Here is an 18,319-nt window from a genome sequence, read left to right on the forward strand (position 1 = left end):
CGCTCAGTGATGTCCGTGGGGTGACGCGTTGCCGGGAAAGCCGACCTTGTTGGAGAGGATCACCGCCTGGGTCCGGCTGAAGACGTTGAGCTTGGCGAGGATGGCCGACACGTGGGCCTTCACCGTGGTCATCGATACGTCGAGGTCGAAGGCAATCTGCTTGTTGAGCTTGCCGGCAACGATCAGGCCGAGCACGACCGTCTGCTGCGGCGTCAGCGAGGCGATCTTGGCGAGTATGGTGTCGCGTTCCTGATCCACCGCATCGGGCGCGTGCAGTTCGTCCGGGACGTAGACGTCGCCCGACAGCACCGCATTCACGGCCGAGATGATGGCGCTGCGTTTCATCGACTTGACGATGAAGCCCGACGCGCCGGCATCAAGCGCTCCGCGGATATTCTGGCGGTCGGTCGCGGCCGAGACCATGATCACCGGAACCGCCGGATGATGGTCGCGGATCCGGGTCAGGCCATCGAACGCCGAGGCGTCGGGGACATGAAGGTCGAGCAGGACGAAATCGAGGTCGTCCGCGCGGTTCATGCAGTCGAGCGCTTCGGCGATCGAGCTTGCCTCATGGACGGTGCAATCGTCGAAGCCGGCACTGATCAGCGACCGGAGGCCGTCGCGCATCAGCGGATGATCGTCGACAATCAACACTTGGGTCACGGTCACCGGCTCCCTGCCTGCGGAGCCTAGCGCGGCCGCAAGCGTCGTCAAAGGGCCGGGCGCCCGCTCGGGGCGAGCGCCCTGCCAACGGATCATGACGGCAGCTTGAAGACCCAGAGCGAGCCGCCCTGATTGATATGCTGGACGGCCTTGGCGACCTCGCCGCCCCACAGCGGAACCGCGCCGCCCCAGCCGCTCATCACCGCGACATATTGCTGGCCGTCCTGCTCCCAGGTGACCGGCGAGCCGACCACGCCCGACCCGGTGTTGAACTTCCACAATTCCTTGCCGGTCTGCGCGTCGAAGGCCTTGAGATAGCCTTCTGGCGTTCCGGTGAAGACGAGGTTGCCGGCGGTCGACAGCACCCCGCCCCACAGCGGCGCCTTGTTCTTATATTCCCATTTGATCTTGCCGGTCGCCGGATCCATCGCGCGAAGCACGCCGATGTGGTCTTCGTAGAGCGGTTTGATGGTGAATCCGGCGCCAAGGTAAGCCGCGCCCTTCTTGTAGGCGACGGGCTCGTTCCAGATGTCCATGCCCCATTCGTTGGATGGAATGTAGAACATGCCGGTCTGCTTGCTGTAGCTCATCGGCATCCAGTTCTTGCCGCCGAGGAAGCTCGGCGCGGAGAACACCGTGCTGCCCTTTTCCGCGGTCGGCGCGCTGGGACGGTTGGCGGCGACGAAATTGGGCCGCCCCTGCTTGTTGAAGCCATTCGCCCAGGTGGTCTTCGAAACGAACGGATTGGCCGAGATAAACTTGCCGTTGGTGCGGTCGAGGACGAAGAAATAGCCGTTGCGATCGGCTTTGGCGCCGAGCTTGCGGCCGCCGGCGTCGAACGGGATGAATTCGTTCACCCCGTCGAAGTCCCAGCCGTCGTGCGGCGTGGTCTGATAATGCCACTTGATCTCGCCACTGTCGGGATCGAGCGCGACGGTCGACGAGGTATAGAGGTTGTCGCCCGGGCGAAGGTGGCTGTTCCAGGGAGCCGGGTTGCCGGTGCCGAAATAGAGCAGGTTGGTGCCCGGATCGTAGGTGCCGCCGAGCCAGGTGGCGCCGCCGCCGCTCTTCCACAGGTCGCCCTGCCAGCTTGCATTGAGCTTGCCGGTCATGGTCGAGGGCTTGCCGTTCAATTGTCCCACATGGCCCTCGACGGTCGGCCGCGACCAGACCAGTTCGCCGGTGTTGACGTCGCGGGCCTCGACCTTGCCGACGATGCCGAACTCGCCGCCCGAATTGCCGTAGATGACCTTGCCCTTCACGATCAGCGGAGCGGCCGTGAAGCTGTAGCCGGCGTCGTAGGGCGCGAGGGTTTTGTTCCAGATCACCTTCCCGGTCTGGCGGTTGAGCGCGACGAGATGCGCATCGAGCGTTCCGAAGATGATCTTGTCACCGTAGATGGCGGCACCGCGATTGACGACGTCGCAGCACGGCATGATTCCGTCTGGGAGGCGGGCGTCATACTGCCATTTCTCTTCCCCGGTGCGGGCGTCGAAGGCGAACACCCGGCTGTACGAACCGGTGACGTAGATCATGCCGTCATAGACGATCGGCTGCGATTCCTGGCCGCGCTGCTTTTCGCCGCCGAGCGAGGCGGTGTAGGCCGGGACCATCCGGCCGACGTTGTCGGCGTTGATCTTCGTCAGCGTGCTGAAGCGCTGGCCTTGCGGCCCCATGCCATAGGTCAGGACGTCGCCGGGAGTCGCGGCGTCGTTCATCAGCTCCGCATCGCCGGGGCCTGCGGATTGCGCGCTTAGCGGGCCGGTCAGCCCCAGCGTTGCAGCCGCCAGAATCGTGGTCGAGCGCATCATGATCTTGAACATCACACCCCTCCGTTGCAGCGGCTCGCGCACTTTGCCTGGCGCTACCCCTGTTAAGACCCGGTCAGGCTACTTGGTTGAGCGAGGCGGCATATTGCACCTTGGGCCTAGCCCCGAAGCGGTGCCTTGGGCGTCACCCCGTAGCGGGCGAAGATCGGATCGAGGCTCCTGTCCGCGCGCATCGCGACGATCAGTTCCTCGACCGCGTCGCCAAGGTCGCGGCTGTCGTCCCGAACGGCGATCCCGACATCCCAGCCCGCACTCGGCAGCGCGGGCAGCGGTCCCTTGCGCGGGATGAAGGACTTGCCCGACGGCTGGGCCATTGCGAACTCGACCTGGGCGCGGGACGCCATCACCACGTCGGCCTTGTCCGCGGGGATGAGATCGAGCGCAGCCTTGGCGCTCATCTCGTGGCGAACGTCGCCGCGAAGCACGCCGCCGAAACTTCCCGTCAGGTAAAAATCGGGAATCGAATCGAGCTCCGCCGCCAGCCGCTTGCCCTTGAACTGCGGCGGCGGCACTTCGCAATCGACCTCGCGTGAGCAGGCGAGCGCGAAGCCTTCGCGGTAATAAGGCGCGACGATCGCGACCCGGTCGTTCTGCTTGGCGAACTGCGGATCGTAGGGAACGTGAAGCATGATGTCGGCGACGCCCCCGCCGATCAGCGAGCCACGCCAGATCATGTTGCGAAGGTCGTCATCGGCGCTTTCGTCCGCCATGAAATCCATGATCTCGGCTTTGAGCCCAAGCCTGGCGGCGAGCGCCTTGCCCAAGTCGACGTCGATGCCGGTGAAGGCCTCGCCCTCCTTCCATGACCAGGGCGCGAAGTCGCGATAGACCGCGACCTTGAGCACACCTGTCTCGCGCACTTTTCGAAGCGGGGCGGCGAAGGCGGTGGAAACCGAAAGGGTGCTGGCGGCGGCGAGACCTCCTGCAACGAAGGCGCGGCGGGAAAGCATCCTATTCTTCGTGAACGGTGTCGAGCCAGCTGCGGATCGCCCAGCCGGCTTTCTGGCCGAGCACATCGCCGATCGGGGGCATGTAGACCTTGCCGTCGCGGCTCGACCCCTTGTGGTAGCGCTGGATGTACCAGGCATCCCCCGCTTCGCCCACGTCGAGGTAGCGAAGGTCGGGAGCGATCCCGCCGCTGATCCCTTCGAGGCCATGACAGCGCGCGCAATTCTGGTTGTAGGCCGACTTGCCGATCGCGATCGCTTTGGGATTGCCGCGATACGGGTTCTTCTCGATCCAGGCTTCGCCGATGTCGGGCAGCGCGCTGGTGTCCACCGCCTGCAGAACCACGTTGCCGTGCGCGGTGACCCGCGACGTGACGGCGGCGGCGAGGGTGGCAACGCTTGCCATCAACGCGAGGCTCGCAAGGTGACGCATATCCACTTTCTCCAATTCCGCGCGAAATCTAAATCCGTTCAAGACCTTATGGATTGTCCGCCCGTCGCCCCCCATTAGACTTTGGTAGTAGAGAAGGTCGGCGCGACACGGGGGATAAAGCGGCTATGAAAGTCTTAAGCCTGCTGGCGCTTGCCGCCCTTCCCCTCCCCGCCGCCGCGACGACGGTCTATGTTTCCAACGAGAGGGCCGGCAGCGTCACCGTGTTCGATGGCGACACGCTGAAACCGATCGCGACCTGGAAGGTCGGCAAGCGGCCACGCGGAATCATGCTCAGCCACGACTTCAAAAAACTGTACGTCTGCGCCAGCGACGACAATGCCGTGCTCGAGCTCGATCCCAGGACCGGCGCGCTGCTGAAGATTTATCCCGCCGGCGAAGATCCCGAACAGTTCGCTCTTTCGCCGGACGGGCGGACGATCGTCACGTCCAACGAACGGGAAAGCCAGGTCACCGCGATCGACCTGCCGAGCGGAAGCGTTGCCTGGCAGACCGGCGTTGGCGGGGAGCCGGAGGGAATCGCCATCAGTCCCGACGGCAAGCTGGTCGTATCGACTGCCGAAGAAAGCAACGAAGTCGCGTTTATCGACATGGCGACGCACAAGGTCGTCAGCACGCTGGCGGTGAGCGAGCGGCCGCGGCATGCGGAATTCACCGCCGATGGTCGCAAGGTCTGGATCAGTTCCGAGATTGCGGGCGAGGTGCAGGTGGTCGACGTCGCGACTCGCACGATCGACAAGGTGATCCGCTTCGCCCCGCCCGGGGTGGCGGAGGAGAAAATCCTTCCCGACGGGATCCGCTTCACTCCGGACGGAAAGACCGCGATCGTCGCGCTCGGCCGGGCCAATGTTGTCGCCATGGTCGATGTCGCGAGCCTTGCGCCGCGCAACTATGTGCCGGTCGGCAAGCGCGTCTGGCATCTCGCGATCACCGCCGATGGAAAGCGCGCCTTCGCGGCCAACGGACTTTCGGCCAATGTCTCGGTCATTGACCTCCCCACCGAAAAGGTCGTCGCAACCGTTCCCGCAGAGGAAGGAGCATGGGGCGTCGCGATCGCGCCCTGATCTGCGGCCCGCCCGAAAGTCCAATATTCGCGCCAATCCACTTAAATCAGCTTTTGCCCCCATCGCCAGGCTGTGGCCGGCACGAACGGGGGAGGCACCATGAAGACCCTATCCAAGACTCTGCTCGCGGGAACCGCGCTTTCGCTGGCGCTGGGCGTCGCGACACCCGCCTATGCGGCCGGCGATACGTCCGCCGCGCTGCTGCTGCGGCTCAAGGAAAAGGGAATCCTTTCCGACGAGGAGTATAACGAGCTGATGGCCGGCCTCAAGACCGAGGCCGCCGCAGCCACCAGCGTCACGCCGACGTCCGGAGCGCCGGGCGAACCGCAGGCCGCGGCAGCCGCCGCGCTCGACGACAAGAAGCTGGTGCGGGTGATGGACGGCGGCGGCGTCGGCCTCAACGTCGGGGGCGTCAACCTCAAGGTTTCGGGCAGCGTCAACGCCTTCTACACCCACGAGAATGCCGATACGCCGGGCGCTCGCACGACCGTCGTCGGCGGTCTCGCATCGGTCGGCAGCAACACCTCCGCGGTGCGCAACGGGCTGCTTCCGGGCTTCCTCAAGTTCGACCTGACCACAAACCAGGCCGGATGGGACGTTGGCGCGCATTTCGGCATGTATCCCGGCATCAACAGCGTGTCCGGGGTTGGCGGCGCCAACAGCGCGGGATCGCCGCAGGCACTGTCGACCGCCGGGATCGATTTCCGTCAGACCTACATCACGGTTGGACGCCCCGAAGTCGGCGAGTTCAAGCTCGGCCGCGACATCGGGCTGTTCGCATCGGGCGCGATCCTCAATGACATCACCCTGCTGGCGGTCGGCACGCCGGGCAACAATCCGGCGCCGTCCAACACCTCGCTTGGGCGGATCGGCGTCGGCTACATCTACACCGACTTCCAGCCGCAGATCACCTACACCTCGCCGAAGTTCGGCGGACTTCAGGTGTCGGCGGGGATGTTCCAGCCGCTGCAGACACTTGGCAGCACCGCGTTCGAGACCAATGGGGCGCCCGGCTTCCAGGGCAAGGTCACCTACGACGCCAAGGTCGGCGACGTCGGCGCGAGCCTGTGGGTGAGCGGGCTGTCGCAGAAGCACCGCAACGGCGCGCTCGGCACCTACACCGGCCGGGCCGTCGACGCCGGCGCAAAGCTGAGCTTCGGGCCGGCCGCCTTGACCGGCTATTACTACACCGGGAAGGGGGTCGGCACGACGGCGCTGTTCCTGTTCGCCACCGACGGCGCGGGCAACCGCCGCAAGTCGGACGGCTATTACCTCCAAGGCACGGTGGGTCTCGGCAAGTTCACGGCGGGCGCCAGCTATGGCCGAAGCAATCTCGACTTGACCGGCGCCGAGCGAGCCAATCGCGATCGCCGGACCACCACCGGCCTCTACTCACCGCTGCTGGTCGACCATAATTCGAGCTATGTCGGGCAGCTTCGCTATGGCCTGACCGGCTGGGTCACGCTGATCGGCGAATATACCCGCACCACCTCGGTCGCGACCGGCGGCAACCAGGCCGAAAGCGACGCGATATCGCTGGGTTCGATCATCTTCTTCTGATCGCCTCCTAGGTGCGCCGTCCGAACAGCGGCGGCGCACCCCTTTTTTGTTCGGAGCCGTCATGGCCAGCACATTCTTCGACCCGGATTCCGAGCTATCGCACCCCGCCGCGCTTGACGCGAAAGGCTATGCCGAGGCCTACCGCCGGTCGATCGGGGACGGCGAAGCCTATTGGAACGCTGAAGTCGACCGACTCGACTGGATCAGGCGTCCCACCCGTTTCGACGAAAGCAGCTTCGACGAAGCCGACTTCCAGGTCCGCTGGTTCGCCGACGGCCTGCTGAACGTCAGCGCCAATTGTCTCGACCGGCACCTCGACGAACTCGGCGACACGCCGGCGATCATCTGGGAGCCGGACGACCCCTCCGCCGCGTCCCGCACCCTCACCTATCGCGAGCTCCATCGGGAGATCTGCCGCTTCGCCAATGTGCTCAAACGCCTTGGCGTGAAGCGCGGCGACAGGGTCACCCTCTACCTGCCGATGATCCCCGAGGCGGCGATGGCGATGCTCGCCTGCGCGCGGATCGGGGCGATCCACTCGGTGGTGTTCGGGGGATTCTCGCCCGAAAGCATCGCGCAGCGGATCGTCGATTGCGACAGCAGCATCTGCATCACCGCCGATCAGGGGCTGCGCGGCGGGAAAGTGGTGCCACTGCAGGCCAATGTCGCGGCCGCCGCCAAGCTTGCGCCGTCGCTGACCACCCGCCTGATCATTCGCACCGCCGATGCGCCGCTGGTGCTCGAGCCGGGCGAACACGAGTATGCGGTGCTGGTCGCCGACGTCGACGACGACTGCCCGCCCGAGCCGATGAACGCGGAGGATCCGTTGTTCATCCTCTACACCTCGGGATCGACCGGGAAGCCCAAGGGGGTGGTGCATTCGAGCGGCGGTTATCTGCTGTGGGCCAGCCTCACCCATCAGACCGCGTTCGACTATCGCCGCGGCGAAGTATTCTGGTGCGCGGCCGACGTCGGCTGGATCACGGGACACAGCTACATCGTCTATGGCCCGCTCGCGAACGGCGCGACCACGCTGATGTTCGAAGGCGTGCCGACCTGGCCGACCCCGGCGCGCTTCTGGGAGGTGGTAGACCGCCACCAGGTGACGACGCTGTTCACCGCACCGACGGTGCTGCGCGCGCTGATGCGCGAGGGCGATCATCACGTGACGTCGACCTCGCGCATCAGCTTGCGGCTGCTCGGCTCGGTTGGAGAGCCGATCAACCCGGAAGCCTGGCGCTGGTTTCACGAGGTTCCGGGCGGAGGTCGCTGCCCGATCGTCGACATGTGGTGGCAGACCGAGACCGGCGGAGGCATGATCATGCCGCTGCCCGGCGCCTGGCCGCAGAAGCCTGGATCCGCCACCCTTCCCTTCATGGGCGTCGAGCCGGTCATCGTCGATGGCGAGGGCCGGCGGCTGGAGGGAGCGACCGAAGGCAATCTGTGCATCGTGCGTAGCTGGCCGGGGCAGATGCGCACCGTGTGGAATGATCACGAGCGCTTCTTCCAGACCTACTTCTCGACTTTTCGCGGCCTTTATTTCACGGGCGACGGGTGCCGCCGCGACGAGGACGGCTATTACTGGATCACCGGGCGCGTCGACGATGTCATCAATGTCTCCGGCCACCGGCTCGGCACCGCCGAGATCGAAAGCGCGCTGGTCCTTCATCCCGCCGTAGCGGAAGCCGCCGTGGTCGGCTTTCCCCACGACCTCAAAGGCCAGGGCATCCACGCCTACGTCATCCTCAACGCGGGCTCGGCGGCGGAGAGCGAGCAGCTTCGCCAGTGGGTGCGCAAGGAGATCGGCCCGATCGCCACCCCCGACCGCATCCAGTTCGCGCCGGGGCTTCCCAAGACCCGTTCGGGCAAGATCATGCGGCGGATCCTGCGCAAGGTGGCTGAGGGGGATTTCGCCAATTTCGGCGATACCTCGACGCTGGCCGAACCGGGGGTGGTCGACGCGCTGGTCGCGCAGCGGGTCGCCTAGCGCGCGTCCACCCGTGGCAGCTGCGTGGCTTCAAGCGCCGGGTAGAAATGCGCCACCGAGCGTTGCAGTTCGTAGCGGGCCGCCTTGAGCGAGGCGAAGCGCGCGGGGATCGGCACGTTGCCGGCCTCGACCATGTCGAGCCCTGCTGCCAGCGACCCGCGAAGGTTTTCCTGGACCCAGTCGATCCAGGCCTCGGTCTGATCGATTGCCAGGGTCGGGGTCGGATCGAATGGGCCGTGCCCCGGGAGTACCGACCTATGCGGAAGAGCACGAAGGGTCGCGAGCGACTGCTTCCAGCGCGCAACGTCCGCATGAGGGGTCGACGCGGCGCGCCCGTTGAACACTAGGTCACCGGCGATCAGGACGCCGCTTTTCTCGTCCATGATGACAAGGTCGCTGGCGCTGTGCCCGCCGAGTGGCAGCAGGCGCAAGGGACGTCCTCCGATCGTCTCGACCCCGGCAGCGGCCGTTCGTCCCGGTAAGTTGAATTCGGTCCCCCGCATCCAGTCACCGAGCAATCGGTACATGCCGTCGGCAAAGCCCTGGTGCTCGGTGAGCGGCAGGTCGCGGAATTGGCGGGTGGCAGCGACAATGGCGGGGTCGAAGGCCGCTGCGCCATAATCGTGGTCGGGGTGGAAGTGCGTGAGGTAGACGCGGGCAACCGTGCCGCCGCCCAGCCTTGCCGCCACCGCCTTGAGCTCGGTCCCGTAGCGCAGCGACGGGCCCGCATCGACCACCACCGCACCGGCATCGGTCGCAATGATCGCGAGATTGGCGATGGCGCCGCCATTGCTGCTAGCAATCGGTTCATCCGCGCCGCGAACGATCCAGATCCCGTCACCGACCGGCTCGGGGCGAATGCGGTAGCCAAAAGGTTGCGCCAGCGCCGGCGGAGCAGCGACGGCGGCGAGTGCTCCACCTAGAAAGGCGCGCCGGCGGATCAGCCCTTGGCGCTCGCCACCGTGGCGCGATACTCCACGCCATTGGTATCGCGGCCCTCGACCGTCAGCGTCTTGCCGGACGTCGTGGGACGCAGGGTGAAGACCGGATCCTCCGATACGGCGGCCTGCAGGTCGAGCGTTCCGACCCTCGATCCGTCGGCGGCGGTGATGGCGAAGCGCTCGAGGAAGTAGGCGGGGATGTTGTCAACGAACCCGGTGTCCATGGGGTGGCGGAAGGCGAGCCGCAGGGTATTTCCCTGCGCCGCCTGCCATTGTTCACCGCGGACCTCGCCGAGATGCTGGGCCCAGTCACCCTTCACTCGGCTGACTGGGGGTGCGGAGCAGCCGCCGCCCGCCGCGTCGATCCAGCCGCCGCCGACCAGCCAGCTGCCGTCCGCAAGCTGTACCGCGCCGCGCACCGGCGTGCGCTGGTCGAGCTTGACCCGAAGCGAGAGGTAGGGCTCGGCGGCTTCCGGACGATAGTCGACCGCCTGCTGGATCGGATTGAGGTCGATCATCACGATCATGCGCTTCACGCCCTCGATCCCGCGCGCGTCGACGGTGACCGGAAAGACCCGCTGGTTCTCCGCGATTTGGGGGAACACGACCTTTACCCTCGGATCGAAGCGCACCACCGCATCCGGACCGAAGATACGTTCGCCGACAAAATCCCACATGGGCGACCTCAGCGGATCGGCGGGAAGCGCCGCTGCCGGCGTCGCCGCCATCGCGGCGAGAAGGAGGATGATCGATCTTGGCATACTACTTTGGTGGTATCTACAGCGGCGGCAGGCCCTCTACTATTCAACCAAGGGAGGAGCCGATGCCGATGCTTGCTGCCATGTTGCTTGCCGCAGCCGCGCCCGCAGATCCGGCGCTGTTCGACCGTTCGGGCTACCGGACCTCGCATTACCGCGCGGTCGTGCCCTCCCCGCCCGAAGGGATACGCAGCCTGACCGACCGCGAAGCGATCGCACTCCACCGCAAGGGGAAAGGGCTGTTCATCGACGTCATGCCCGCCGAGGGTGGCACACGTCTCGCCACGGGGCAGTGGCGACTGGCGGAGGAGCGCCGTTCGATCTCGGGCGCCCGCTGGTTTCCCGAGGCTGGCCGTTCGCCGCTCGATCCGGTTATCGCCGACTGGTTCCGCAGCGGCGTCGCCGCGCTCCGCCGCAATCGACCAGGCGCGCCGCTTGTCGTCTTCTGCCGGGCCGATTGCTGGATGAGCTGGAATGCCGCGCGCCGGCTTCGCTCGTCGGGCATCCGCAACATATTCTGGTACGGTCCCGGCACCGACGGCTGGGCGGAGAATGGCCAGTCGCTTGAGGTCGTCCGGCCATTCGGCGAAGGACGCAGGTAATGCTTTCCCTATTTCTTGGACTTGCGGCGGCCGAGCCCGCGACCATCATCGTCACCGGCCGCGGGCTTTCCGCCGGTGAGACGGCGGGGGCGGCGGTCGTGGTGCTCGACCAGAATCGCATCCGGCAGTCGCCCAGCGGGCGGCTCGAGGACGTGTTTCGCGATGCAGCCGGGGTGCAGAGCTTTCGCCGCTCGGATTCCCGGTCGAGCCACGCCACCAATCAGTCGATCACGCTTCGCGGGCTTGGCGGCAATGCTTCGTCGCGGGCGCTGCTGCTGCTCGACGGGGTGCCGCAGGGCGATCCGTTCGGGGGGTGGATCACCTTTCCCGCCTACGCCACCGACCGGATCGGCGAGGTGCGCATCCGCCGTGGTGGGGGAAGTGCTTATTTTGGGCCGGGTGCGCTGGCCGGGACGGTCGAGCTGGAAAGCGCGGTGCCCGCCGAGGGCGACACGGCGCGAGGCGCCTTCGCCTATGGTAGTCGCGACAGCCTCGACGGCCGGGCCAGCCTGCTGCTTTCCTCCTCCCGACGCTTCGTCACCGTCTCGGGAGCGTTCGCCCGTGGCGACGGCTTCATTCCCATCGTCGCCGAGGATCGCGGCCCGATCGACCGCCGGGCCCCCTACCGCCAGGCGTCGGGCGCGGCCCGGCTGGTGCAGGAAGTGGAAGCCTCCACCGAAGCCCAGGTCAATGTCAGCGCCTTCTCCGACAAGCGCGATCGCGGCGTCCCGTTCACCGCCAATCGCGGGCGCGGGGTCGATACGTCGCTGCGGTTGGTCGGCAAGGGACGAACGCGCTGGTCGGCGCTCGGCTATGCGCAGCTCCGCAACTTCGAGTCCGACTTCAGCAGCATCAACGCGGCCCGGACCACCAGCACGCAGACTCTCGACCAGTATAGCGTGCCCTCGCGTGGCTACGGTTTCCGCGGCGAACTCCTGCCCCGGGTCGGGACCGCCGACCTCAGGATCGGCGTCGATGGCCGGTTCGTCTCTGGGCAGACCAAGGAGCTCTACCAGTTCGTGGGCGGAGCGCCGACCCGGCGGCGCGTGGCGGGAGGGCGCTCGGACACGCTCGGCCTGTTTGCCGCCGCGACGGTGCCAGCCGGCCCAGCGACGCTGAGCGTGAGCGGCCGGGCCGATCGCTGGAGCATCAGGGACGGCACATTCTTCCAGCAGACGTTGAACGGGCCAACCCTCACTGACACGGCGTTCGCCGATCGCAGCGGATGGCAGGGCAGCGGCCGGGTAGCCGGCGAGGTCAGGGTCGGCCGGCCGCTCAAGCTTCGCGCGGCGGCCTATCGCGGCTGGCGCCTGCCGACGTTGAATGAGCTTTATCGTCCGTTCCGCGCGGGCGCCGATGCCACCGGCCCCAATCCCGACTTGCGGCCGGAAACGATGATCGGCGGCGAAATCGGCGGCGACATCACGTTGCGGGGCGGCTGGACGATGTCGTTCACCGCCTACGAAGCGCGGCTCGATGGTGCCATCGCCAATGTCACGCAAGGGCGAGGCCCGGGGACCTTTCCGATCGTCGGCTTCGTCGCGGCGGGCGGGACCTATCGCCAGCGCCAGAACCTCGACGCGATCCATTCGCGCGGGCTGGAAGCCGATCTCGGCGGCGACCTCGGCCCGCTCGAGGCGCGCCTGTCCTATTCGCTGGTCGATGCACGGGTGCGCAGTTCCGGCGCCGCTTTGTCGCTCGATGGGAAGCGTCCCGCGCAGACGCCGCGCCAGCAGGCATCGGCGACGCTGGGTTGGCGCGGACCGTCCGAGTGGCGCCTGTCCGGGACCGTCCGAGCACTGTCCTCGCAGTTCGAGGATGATCTCAATCTTCGCGCGCTCAGACCCGCGGTGACACTCGATGGCTTTGCTTCGGCACCTCTGGGAAGGCGGATCGCGGTGGAGATGCGCGCCGAAAATCTCTTCAACAAGACGGTGGAGGCAGCAGTGAGCGCGGATGGCGTGATCGAGCGAGCCCTGCCCCGCACCTTGTGGATCGGGCTGCGGCTGCGATGACCGCGCGCTACACGCAAACTGCGGCGTGGCTGCATTGGGTGATGGCGGCGCTGATCATCGCCAATCTCGTCATCGGGCTCAGTGACGGAGCGATCGGAAGCATCCGCGCGCACAAGGCGATCGGGCTGACGGTCCTCGCGCTTGCCCTTGTCCGTCTCGCTTGGCGGCTCGCACACCGCCCCCCGCCACTCCCCGCGGACACCTCGCCGGCCGAGCGCCGGCTCGCGGGCGTGGTCCATGCCATCCTCTACGGGCTGATGATCGCGGTGCCACTCGCCGGCTGGATCATGGTCTCGAATGCAAGCGAGCTGCGGCCGCTGACCTGGTTCGGGCTGTTCGATCTTCCCTTTCTGCAGCTCGATCCTGCCGCCTATGCGCCGGCGAAGGCCATCCACAGTGCCTTGGGGATCGCTTTCGGGCTGCTCGTCCTCGGCCACATCGCCGCCGCGCTTCGTCACCAGTTCGTCAAACGCGATCATCTACTGGACAGAATGACAATGAGTTCGACGCAGCCCGGCCAATGACAGGCTCGCCTAGGGTCGAATCCGCCGACTTGGCTAAATATTTATCAAGGTCAGCCGTCAACGGCCCGTGAAGGCTGTACGACTGCCTTACGGTGCAGGCGAATTGCTGCAAATGACTGAAGTGGGCGCTAGGTCGACGGCCGGCCGAGCATGAATGGATGTCAGGATCCCGCCAGTTTCGCCCGAAAGCGGTCAGTCCGCTTCCCACCATTAGCGGACCTAGCAACGGCAAAGCTCCAGATTCTACTCTCATGTCCACTATGGGTGAAAGCCGACATTGCTCAGAGCGGAGTGGGCTGCCCCATTCTCATCAGTCTGCGCTCGCATTCGACCGGTAGGTCGACACCACGCAGAAGTTCGTTCTTACCCCTCATCACCTCGTTCGCAAATGGTAACGAGTAGAGGGGGCCAAGGTGAACCTCAGCGCCACCCACGTGGAGTTGCTCGTTCCCCGGCAGGAAGCGAGAGGTATGCGGTAGGACCGGCGTGTAGCGCTTGCCGTTCACGAGGACGCTGAGGCAACCGTTGCGAATAGCAAACCGGCCGTTTTGGACTGTGGCGTTACGGAGTAGTTCAGGCGCACTCGTCATTTCGCGCACGAGGACGACACCGGTGCTGTTGTCCGCTTCCAGCGCCGGTTGCCGGTTGCTGCTGCAACCAGTGAGCCAGCAACATAAAAGGATAGGCAGAACGAGCCGGTTCATAGCCATTCATTTTGCCCCATGCGCCACATTGCTGCGCACAGGCTTTGCCCTTCAAGCGAGCATGACACCATCAGGATGGCGGCTGTGAGCGTGGTTACGTGTCGTTCCATGAGGTCATGATGCGTGGCGGACGTAATGACCGCAATGGGTGGAAGGCGGACAATCAAGAATTCTCCCAAACGGTCCAGAGAACGAAGAAAGTCGCTGTCGCGGCCCACGTCCCAGCAAATCCCAAGAGGTAGTTTCGAGCCGCGCCACCGAAAGAGCGGCGGTAATACGCAAACGCGAAAATGGGTCCCCACAGGATGGCGCTCGCGATGAGCAAGCCGGTGAAGGCACTCGTGAGACTTACGTCCATACGCCCCTTATGCGTTCAGGCGGCTAATGTCCGCAGTGGGCGGAAACCGGACTTGTGGCTTACGGACGGTGCACTTTGAAAGCTTTTGAGCTTGGCGCCTTACGTTGCGCCTCCTCTAGAGAATGGCGGACATAGAAAGCCAAGGTGTCATAGGTTCCTGCACTATCAGGACCATTCTCAGCGCTTTCGTTCTTCACCAGTTTACATGAATCTTGCTCAAGTTGCGCGGCCAGAATCGACAGGTTTCGTTTTAACCGTTGGGCAGCCGCGGTGGGTGGGCGACTGATTAGCATCACGCTTACAAAGAACGGGTCAGGCGGCCGATGGATGGTCGGCGCTCCGCTGACCCAAACCATGCTTTGTCCGTCGATCGCATAGATGGTCATGCCTCGAGTGAAGGTCTCACCAATGTCGGGGCCTGCGCGTCGCGCATTGAGAACGTCGAAGCCGCCTTTGTAGAGAGTGTTCTCGATCAGCTCTTCCGTCGTCATTCTTGGTGGCGCTCCACAGGAGATAACCAATGTGACTTCGGGCCGAATGCCGTAGTCGGTTTTGGAGGAATGAAGACGGGGTAGGCACTTCTCGTCCGCGCGGATCACAGATACGTCTGAGCATAATCTCAAAGAAGGCAGTGCCGGAATGTCTTTCGATGGTTCCGAGCTGGAGTAGTTACCGGCTGCCGCCGCCATCGTGGCGACAGTCAGATACAATAGCAATTGCACCAAGCACCTCCAGCGGAAGCAGGCCGACCAGGCTATTGAACCAAGCTTCCTCAGTCCACGTCAATGACAATCACTTATGTCTGCAGTGGGTGGAAAGCGGACCTTTGGCGTCGCCGTCATTCGTCAAATCTCGAGACCTGCCATCCGTCACCGCTGAGCTCTGCGATCGACGAGGTTGGCAATGCTTGTAGCGGTTGCAGGTCCGGTTGACGGTCGATGATGTGGCTCAGTCCGACTGGCCGAAAATCACCGCAATCGTCTTGGTGATCATGCTCTCCGCAAACAGCCTGCCATGTCTTATCGTAGTGATGGATGAGCACTCGAACGCTCCGCTGGTGAGCGAAGACGTGTGGGCAAACGATGCAGGGAAGTTCGCTCATCGGTCTAGAATGGCGGCAGAGCCATATGTCCGCAATGGGTGGAAAGCAGACATTTCGTCAGTTTTGAATGAGGCGAACGAGCGTTCCGTCTAGATCGACCATGTAGGCGATGGTTTTACCGCTATCTTCTTCGGTTGGCGGATGAAGGCGAGGCCACCCCCAACACTGCTCTGGCAATCCAGCAGCTTTGCAGATTTCGTAGAGTTCTTGCATGTCATCTAGACGCAGGCAGCAGCTAAAGTTGCCCGTTGCAGGGTCCAGATCCGGATGAGGAAAGAACTCCAGCGTCGAGCCGCCGCGCTTCAGGATCATCCACCCGTCGTCACGCCAGCCCTCGTCGAAACCTAGCTTCCGATAGAACTGCGATGTCGCTTCGAAGTCCCGGCTCGGCAGGTTCGGCGTCGCGTGATCCATCTAGCGGTCTCCCTGAGTAGCATAACGCCCGCTCCTCCTTGATCGCAATGGGGGCGACTGTCGACGTTGCTCAAGCCTACCCTGACATCTAGAGCAGCGGCATGAAGTTCTCGGAAACAACTTTCGCTGCGATTGCGGCGGCAACCGGCCTTGGAGCTACAACCGCAGGCGCGGCATGCTGCGTGCTTCCGTTGATGCTCGCCGGTGTCGGCGTCGGCGCGGGCGCCTTGACGCCGATGGTGCCATTCCATTGGCCACTGTCGGTCATCGCTCTTGTTGCGGTCGCGACTGGATGGTTTCTTTATCTGCGCCGCCGTCGGGCATGTGCCGTGGGCGTTGATTGCGCGCTTCCATCGAAAACGACGTTTCTGCTTTTGATAGTGGCCTCGCTTCTCGTGGTCATTGCAGCGGCGTGGCCGTTCATTGAAGCGCCGCTCACGAAAGTAGTTGGCACATGACTCTTCTAGCATCGACACTCACCTGCCCTGAATGTGGGGGAGCTTCCACCGACGAGATGCCCACCGACGCTTGTCAGTTTTTCTACGATTGCAAGCATTGCAGCGCCGTCCTTCGCCCACTCAAGGGCGATTGCTGCGTTTACTGCTCATACGGTGACGTTCCATGCCCGCCCATACAGGAAGCACGGGAGACCGGGGTTGCAGGCTGCTGCTCACCTTCCTGATGTCCGCTTCGGGTCGGAAGCGGACGTTAGGCACTCCAAGCTGATTGGCATACAACTGCTCTGCCCATCTGATCCGGGGGATAGCGCATGAGTGTTCTTGCCGCAGTCGCTGCCTTGCTAGTCGCAACAACTGCTCCAGTCTTTTCCGAGAAGCCATGCACCGACAGTCGTCTGGCCAAGCTAGCCCGGTGCGGAACGGTCGCGGTGGCGGAAGACCGCGAGCGGCCTGACGGGCGTACGATCGCGCTGAACGTGATCGTAATGCCTGCAACTCCAGCGAGTGTCAGTCAGCCTCCGCTTTTCGACATAGACGGCGGGCCGGGCCTGCCCGTTACTAAGAATGTCGCTTTTTATGCGACTGACGGTGCCGCTTACCGCGCCGGCCGCGACATCGTCCTGATCGACCAGCGCGGTACGGGCGGATCCAATGCGCTGCACTGTCCGACGTTCTACAAGCCCGAGGCTACCTACCGCCCTTTGTATCCCGTTGAGGAAGTTCGCCGCTGCCGCCAATCGTTGGAGCAGAAGGCAGACCTGACCAAGTACGGAACGGCAGAAGCTATCGCTGATCTCGACGCAGTGAGAGCAGCTCTGGGGTACGAGCAGATCGACCTATTCGGCCTTTCCTACGGGTCGATCGTGGCGCAGCGTTATCTGGCAAGCTTTCCTGATCGGGTCCGCGCAGCCGTGCTGATTGGGGTCGCACCGGCCAGCTCACTGCCGCCAAGGGGACATGGGGCTGCCGGCCAGCAAGCCTTTAGGAAGTTGGCTGTGCAGTGCAGACTCGAGCCGGCGTGTTCCGCCGCTTTCGACCCGCCGGCGGATCTCGACCGTGCCCGAACTATGCTGAAAGACATAGCAGGTGCACCATCTGAGGAAGTGTTCTTCGAGAAACTCCGCTCGCTCATGTACCAACCGGCAGGAGCGCGGCGCGTACCGCTGATCCTGAGCCGGGCGGCCGCCGGAGACCTCGCTCCCTTTTACGCGGCCACGAAGGCATCGCCCTTCATGTATGCTGACGGGATGGCATTCACGGTCATCTGCTCCGAAAGCATGGCGCTGATGGATGTGGCCAAAGCCCGCACTGCCGCCAAGAACACAATATTTGGCGACTATCGGCTGCGGCGACAGCAGGAGGCCTGTGCGGAATGGCCTCGTGCAAAGGTGTCGGCCGATCACCTGAAGCCCATTCGATCCAACATTCCGGTGCTGCTCGTGTCAGGAGAGCTGGATCCTGTGACTCCGCCCGAGTGGGCAGATGAGGTGGCAAGAGGCCTGCCCAACTCAAAGCACGTCGTGATACCGGCAAGCGGTCACATGTTCGATGGCATGAGCGGAGTGGACAGCTGCCTTGACCCACTGATCTTGCGCTTTCTCATGAGCGGAGATGCGAAGGGTCTGGATACCAGCTGTGTCGTAACAATGAAGCCGCCGCCCTTCTCGATCCAAGTTGCTAACGGCAGCCCTCGATAGTCGCGAACGTCCGCTTTGGGTCGGAAGCAGGCATAAGCCACTTAGCTGAACGTTTGTCCGCTTACGGGTGAGCGCCCCGCAGCCCTGAGCGTCCGCATTGGGCGCAAAGCGGACATCCTGACTGCCAAGGGGATCGCCCATTGGTTCTTCGGGACTATTCCGGGACTCTCCCGGCCGCGTGATGTCTCACGTTACCCCTTCGTTCCGCCTTGCAGCAGTTGACGCTGAGCGAAATCACTGGAAAA

General features: G+C 64.3%; 17 protein-coding genes. 9 read left to right on the top strand and 8 right to left on the bottom strand.

All coding sequences use genetic code 11. The annotated features are described in order from the left end of the window. Positions 1–3: 3 nt before the first annotated feature. The 4 genes from V6R86_RS13160 to pedF form a co-directional block, all read right to left on the bottom strand. A complete protein-coding gene (locus tag V6R86_RS13160) occupies positions 4–663 on the bottom strand; it encodes a response regulator transcription factor (protein WP_338505064.1) in 660 nt (219 codons plus the stop codon). A gap of 92 nt (positions 664–755) precedes the next feature. Beyond that, complete coding sequence (locus tag V6R86_RS13165; protein ID WP_425335992.1) at positions 756–2,474, bottom strand: methanol/ethanol family PQQ-dependent dehydrogenase; 1,719 nt, start codon at positions 2,472–2,474, stop codon at positions 756–758. 116 nt (positions 2,475–2,590) lie between these two features. Beyond that, on the bottom strand, positions 2,591–3,442 hold the full coding sequence (locus V6R86_RS13170) for a substrate-binding periplasmic protein (protein WP_338505065.1): 852 nt from the start codon (positions 3,440–3,442) through the stop codon (positions 2,591–2,593). 1 nt (position 3,443) lies between these two features. Continuing rightward, positions 3,444–3,845, bottom strand: a complete 402-nt coding sequence (pedF, locus tag V6R86_RS13175; protein ID WP_425335993.1) for a cytochrome c-550 PedF — start codon at positions 3,843–3,845, stop codon at positions 3,444–3,446. Between the two features lie 152 nt (positions 3,846–3,997). Between pedF and V6R86_RS13180 the strand changes: the two genes are divergently transcribed. The 3 genes from V6R86_RS13180 to acs all read left to right on the top strand — a co-directional run bounded on the left by V6R86_RS13180 (position 3,998) and on the right by acs (position 8,501). Continuing rightward, positions 3,998–4,954: a PQQ-dependent catabolism-associated beta-propeller protein gene (locus V6R86_RS13180; RefSeq protein ID WP_338505069.1), complete on the top strand. Its 957-nt coding sequence runs from the start codon at positions 3,998–4,000 to the stop codon at positions 4,952–4,954. A 99-nt stretch (positions 4,955–5,053) separates the two neighbouring features. After that, the gene (locus V6R86_RS13185; protein ID WP_338505071.1) at positions 5,054–6,514 is read left to right on the top strand and encodes a porin; all 1,461 of its coding nucleotides are present in this window, start codon (positions 5,054–5,056) and stop codon (positions 6,512–6,514) included. A gap of 61 nt (positions 6,515–6,575) precedes the next feature. After that, positions 6,576–8,501, top strand: a complete 1,926-nt coding sequence (acs, locus tag V6R86_RS13190; protein WP_338505072.1) for an acetate--CoA ligase — start codon at positions 6,576–6,578, stop codon at positions 8,499–8,501. Here acs and V6R86_RS13195 read toward each other — a convergent pair. After that, a complete protein-coding gene (locus V6R86_RS13195; RefSeq protein ID WP_338505500.1) occupies positions 8,498–9,445 on the bottom strand; it encodes a quinoprotein relay system zinc metallohydrolase 1 in 948 nt (315 codons plus the stop codon). The genes acs and V6R86_RS13195 overlap by 4 nt on opposite strands. Next, on the bottom strand, positions 9,442–10,203 hold the full coding sequence (locus V6R86_RS13200; RefSeq protein WP_338505074.1) for a quinoprotein dehydrogenase-associated SoxYZ-like carrier: 762 nt from the start codon (positions 10,201–10,203) through the stop codon (positions 9,442–9,444). Before V6R86_RS13200 ends, V6R86_RS13195 begins: the two co-directional genes overlap by 4 nt. A 62-nt stretch (positions 10,204–10,265) precedes the next feature. Between V6R86_RS13200 and V6R86_RS13205 the strand changes: the two genes are divergently transcribed. Genes V6R86_RS13205 through V6R86_RS13215 form a run of 3 tightly spaced genes read left to right on the top strand, consistent with a single transcriptional unit; the run spans position 10,266 to position 13,341 of the window. Next, the gene (locus V6R86_RS13205) at positions 10,266–10,802 is read left to right on the top strand and encodes a rhodanese (protein WP_338505076.1); all 537 of its coding nucleotides are present in this window, start codon (positions 10,266–10,268) and stop codon (positions 10,800–10,802) included. Then, the gene (locus V6R86_RS13210) at positions 10,802–12,817 is read left to right on the top strand and encodes a TonB-dependent receptor (RefSeq protein WP_338505078.1); all 2,016 of its coding nucleotides are present in this window, start codon (positions 10,802–10,804) and stop codon (positions 12,815–12,817) included. Before V6R86_RS13205 ends, V6R86_RS13210 begins: the two co-directional genes overlap by 1 nt. Continuing rightward, on the top strand, positions 12,814–13,341 hold the full coding sequence (locus V6R86_RS13215; RefSeq protein ID WP_338505080.1) for a cytochrome b: 528 nt from the start codon (positions 12,814–12,816) through the stop codon (positions 13,339–13,341). Before V6R86_RS13210 ends, V6R86_RS13215 begins: the two co-directional genes overlap by 4 nt. A 1,121-nt stretch (positions 13,342–14,462) precedes the next feature. Here the strand turns inward: V6R86_RS13215 and V6R86_RS13220 are convergent. Beyond that, positions 14,463–15,125: a hypothetical protein gene (locus V6R86_RS13220; protein ID WP_338505082.1), complete on the bottom strand. Its 663-nt coding sequence runs from the start codon at positions 15,123–15,125 to the stop codon at positions 14,463–14,465. A 437-nt stretch (positions 15,126–15,562) separates the two neighbouring features. After that, on the bottom strand, positions 15,563–15,919 hold the full coding sequence (locus V6R86_RS13225; protein ID WP_168067877.1) for a bleomycin resistance protein: 357 nt from the start codon (positions 15,917–15,919) through the stop codon (positions 15,563–15,565). Positions 15,920–16,020: 101 nt separating this feature from the next. Here V6R86_RS13225 and V6R86_RS13230 point away from each other — a divergent pair, with 101 nt between their 5' ends. From V6R86_RS13230 to V6R86_RS13240, 3 genes are all read left to right on the top strand, one after another. Then, positions 16,021–16,377, top strand: a complete 357-nt coding sequence (locus V6R86_RS13230; RefSeq protein WP_338505086.1) for a hypothetical protein — start codon at positions 16,021–16,023, stop codon at positions 16,375–16,377. Continuing rightward, positions 16,374–16,601, top strand: a complete 228-nt coding sequence (locus tag V6R86_RS13235) for a GDCCVxC domain-containing (seleno)protein (RefSeq protein WP_168067879.1) — start codon at positions 16,374–16,376, stop codon at positions 16,599–16,601. The genes V6R86_RS13230 and V6R86_RS13235 overlap by 4 nt, the downstream gene beginning before the upstream one ends. An 87-nt stretch (positions 16,602–16,688) precedes the next feature. Then, on the top strand, positions 16,689–18,074 hold the full coding sequence (locus V6R86_RS13240; protein WP_338505089.1) for an alpha/beta hydrolase: 1,386 nt from the start codon (positions 16,689–16,691) through the stop codon (positions 18,072–18,074). The last annotated feature ends 245 nt before the right edge of the window (positions 18,075–18,319 follow it).

The sequence above is a fragment of the Sphingomonas kaistensis genome (genome assembly GCF_036884275.1).
GTDB lineage: Bacteria > Pseudomonadota > Alphaproteobacteria > Sphingomonadales > Sphingomonadaceae > Sphingomicrobium > Sphingomicrobium kaistense_A.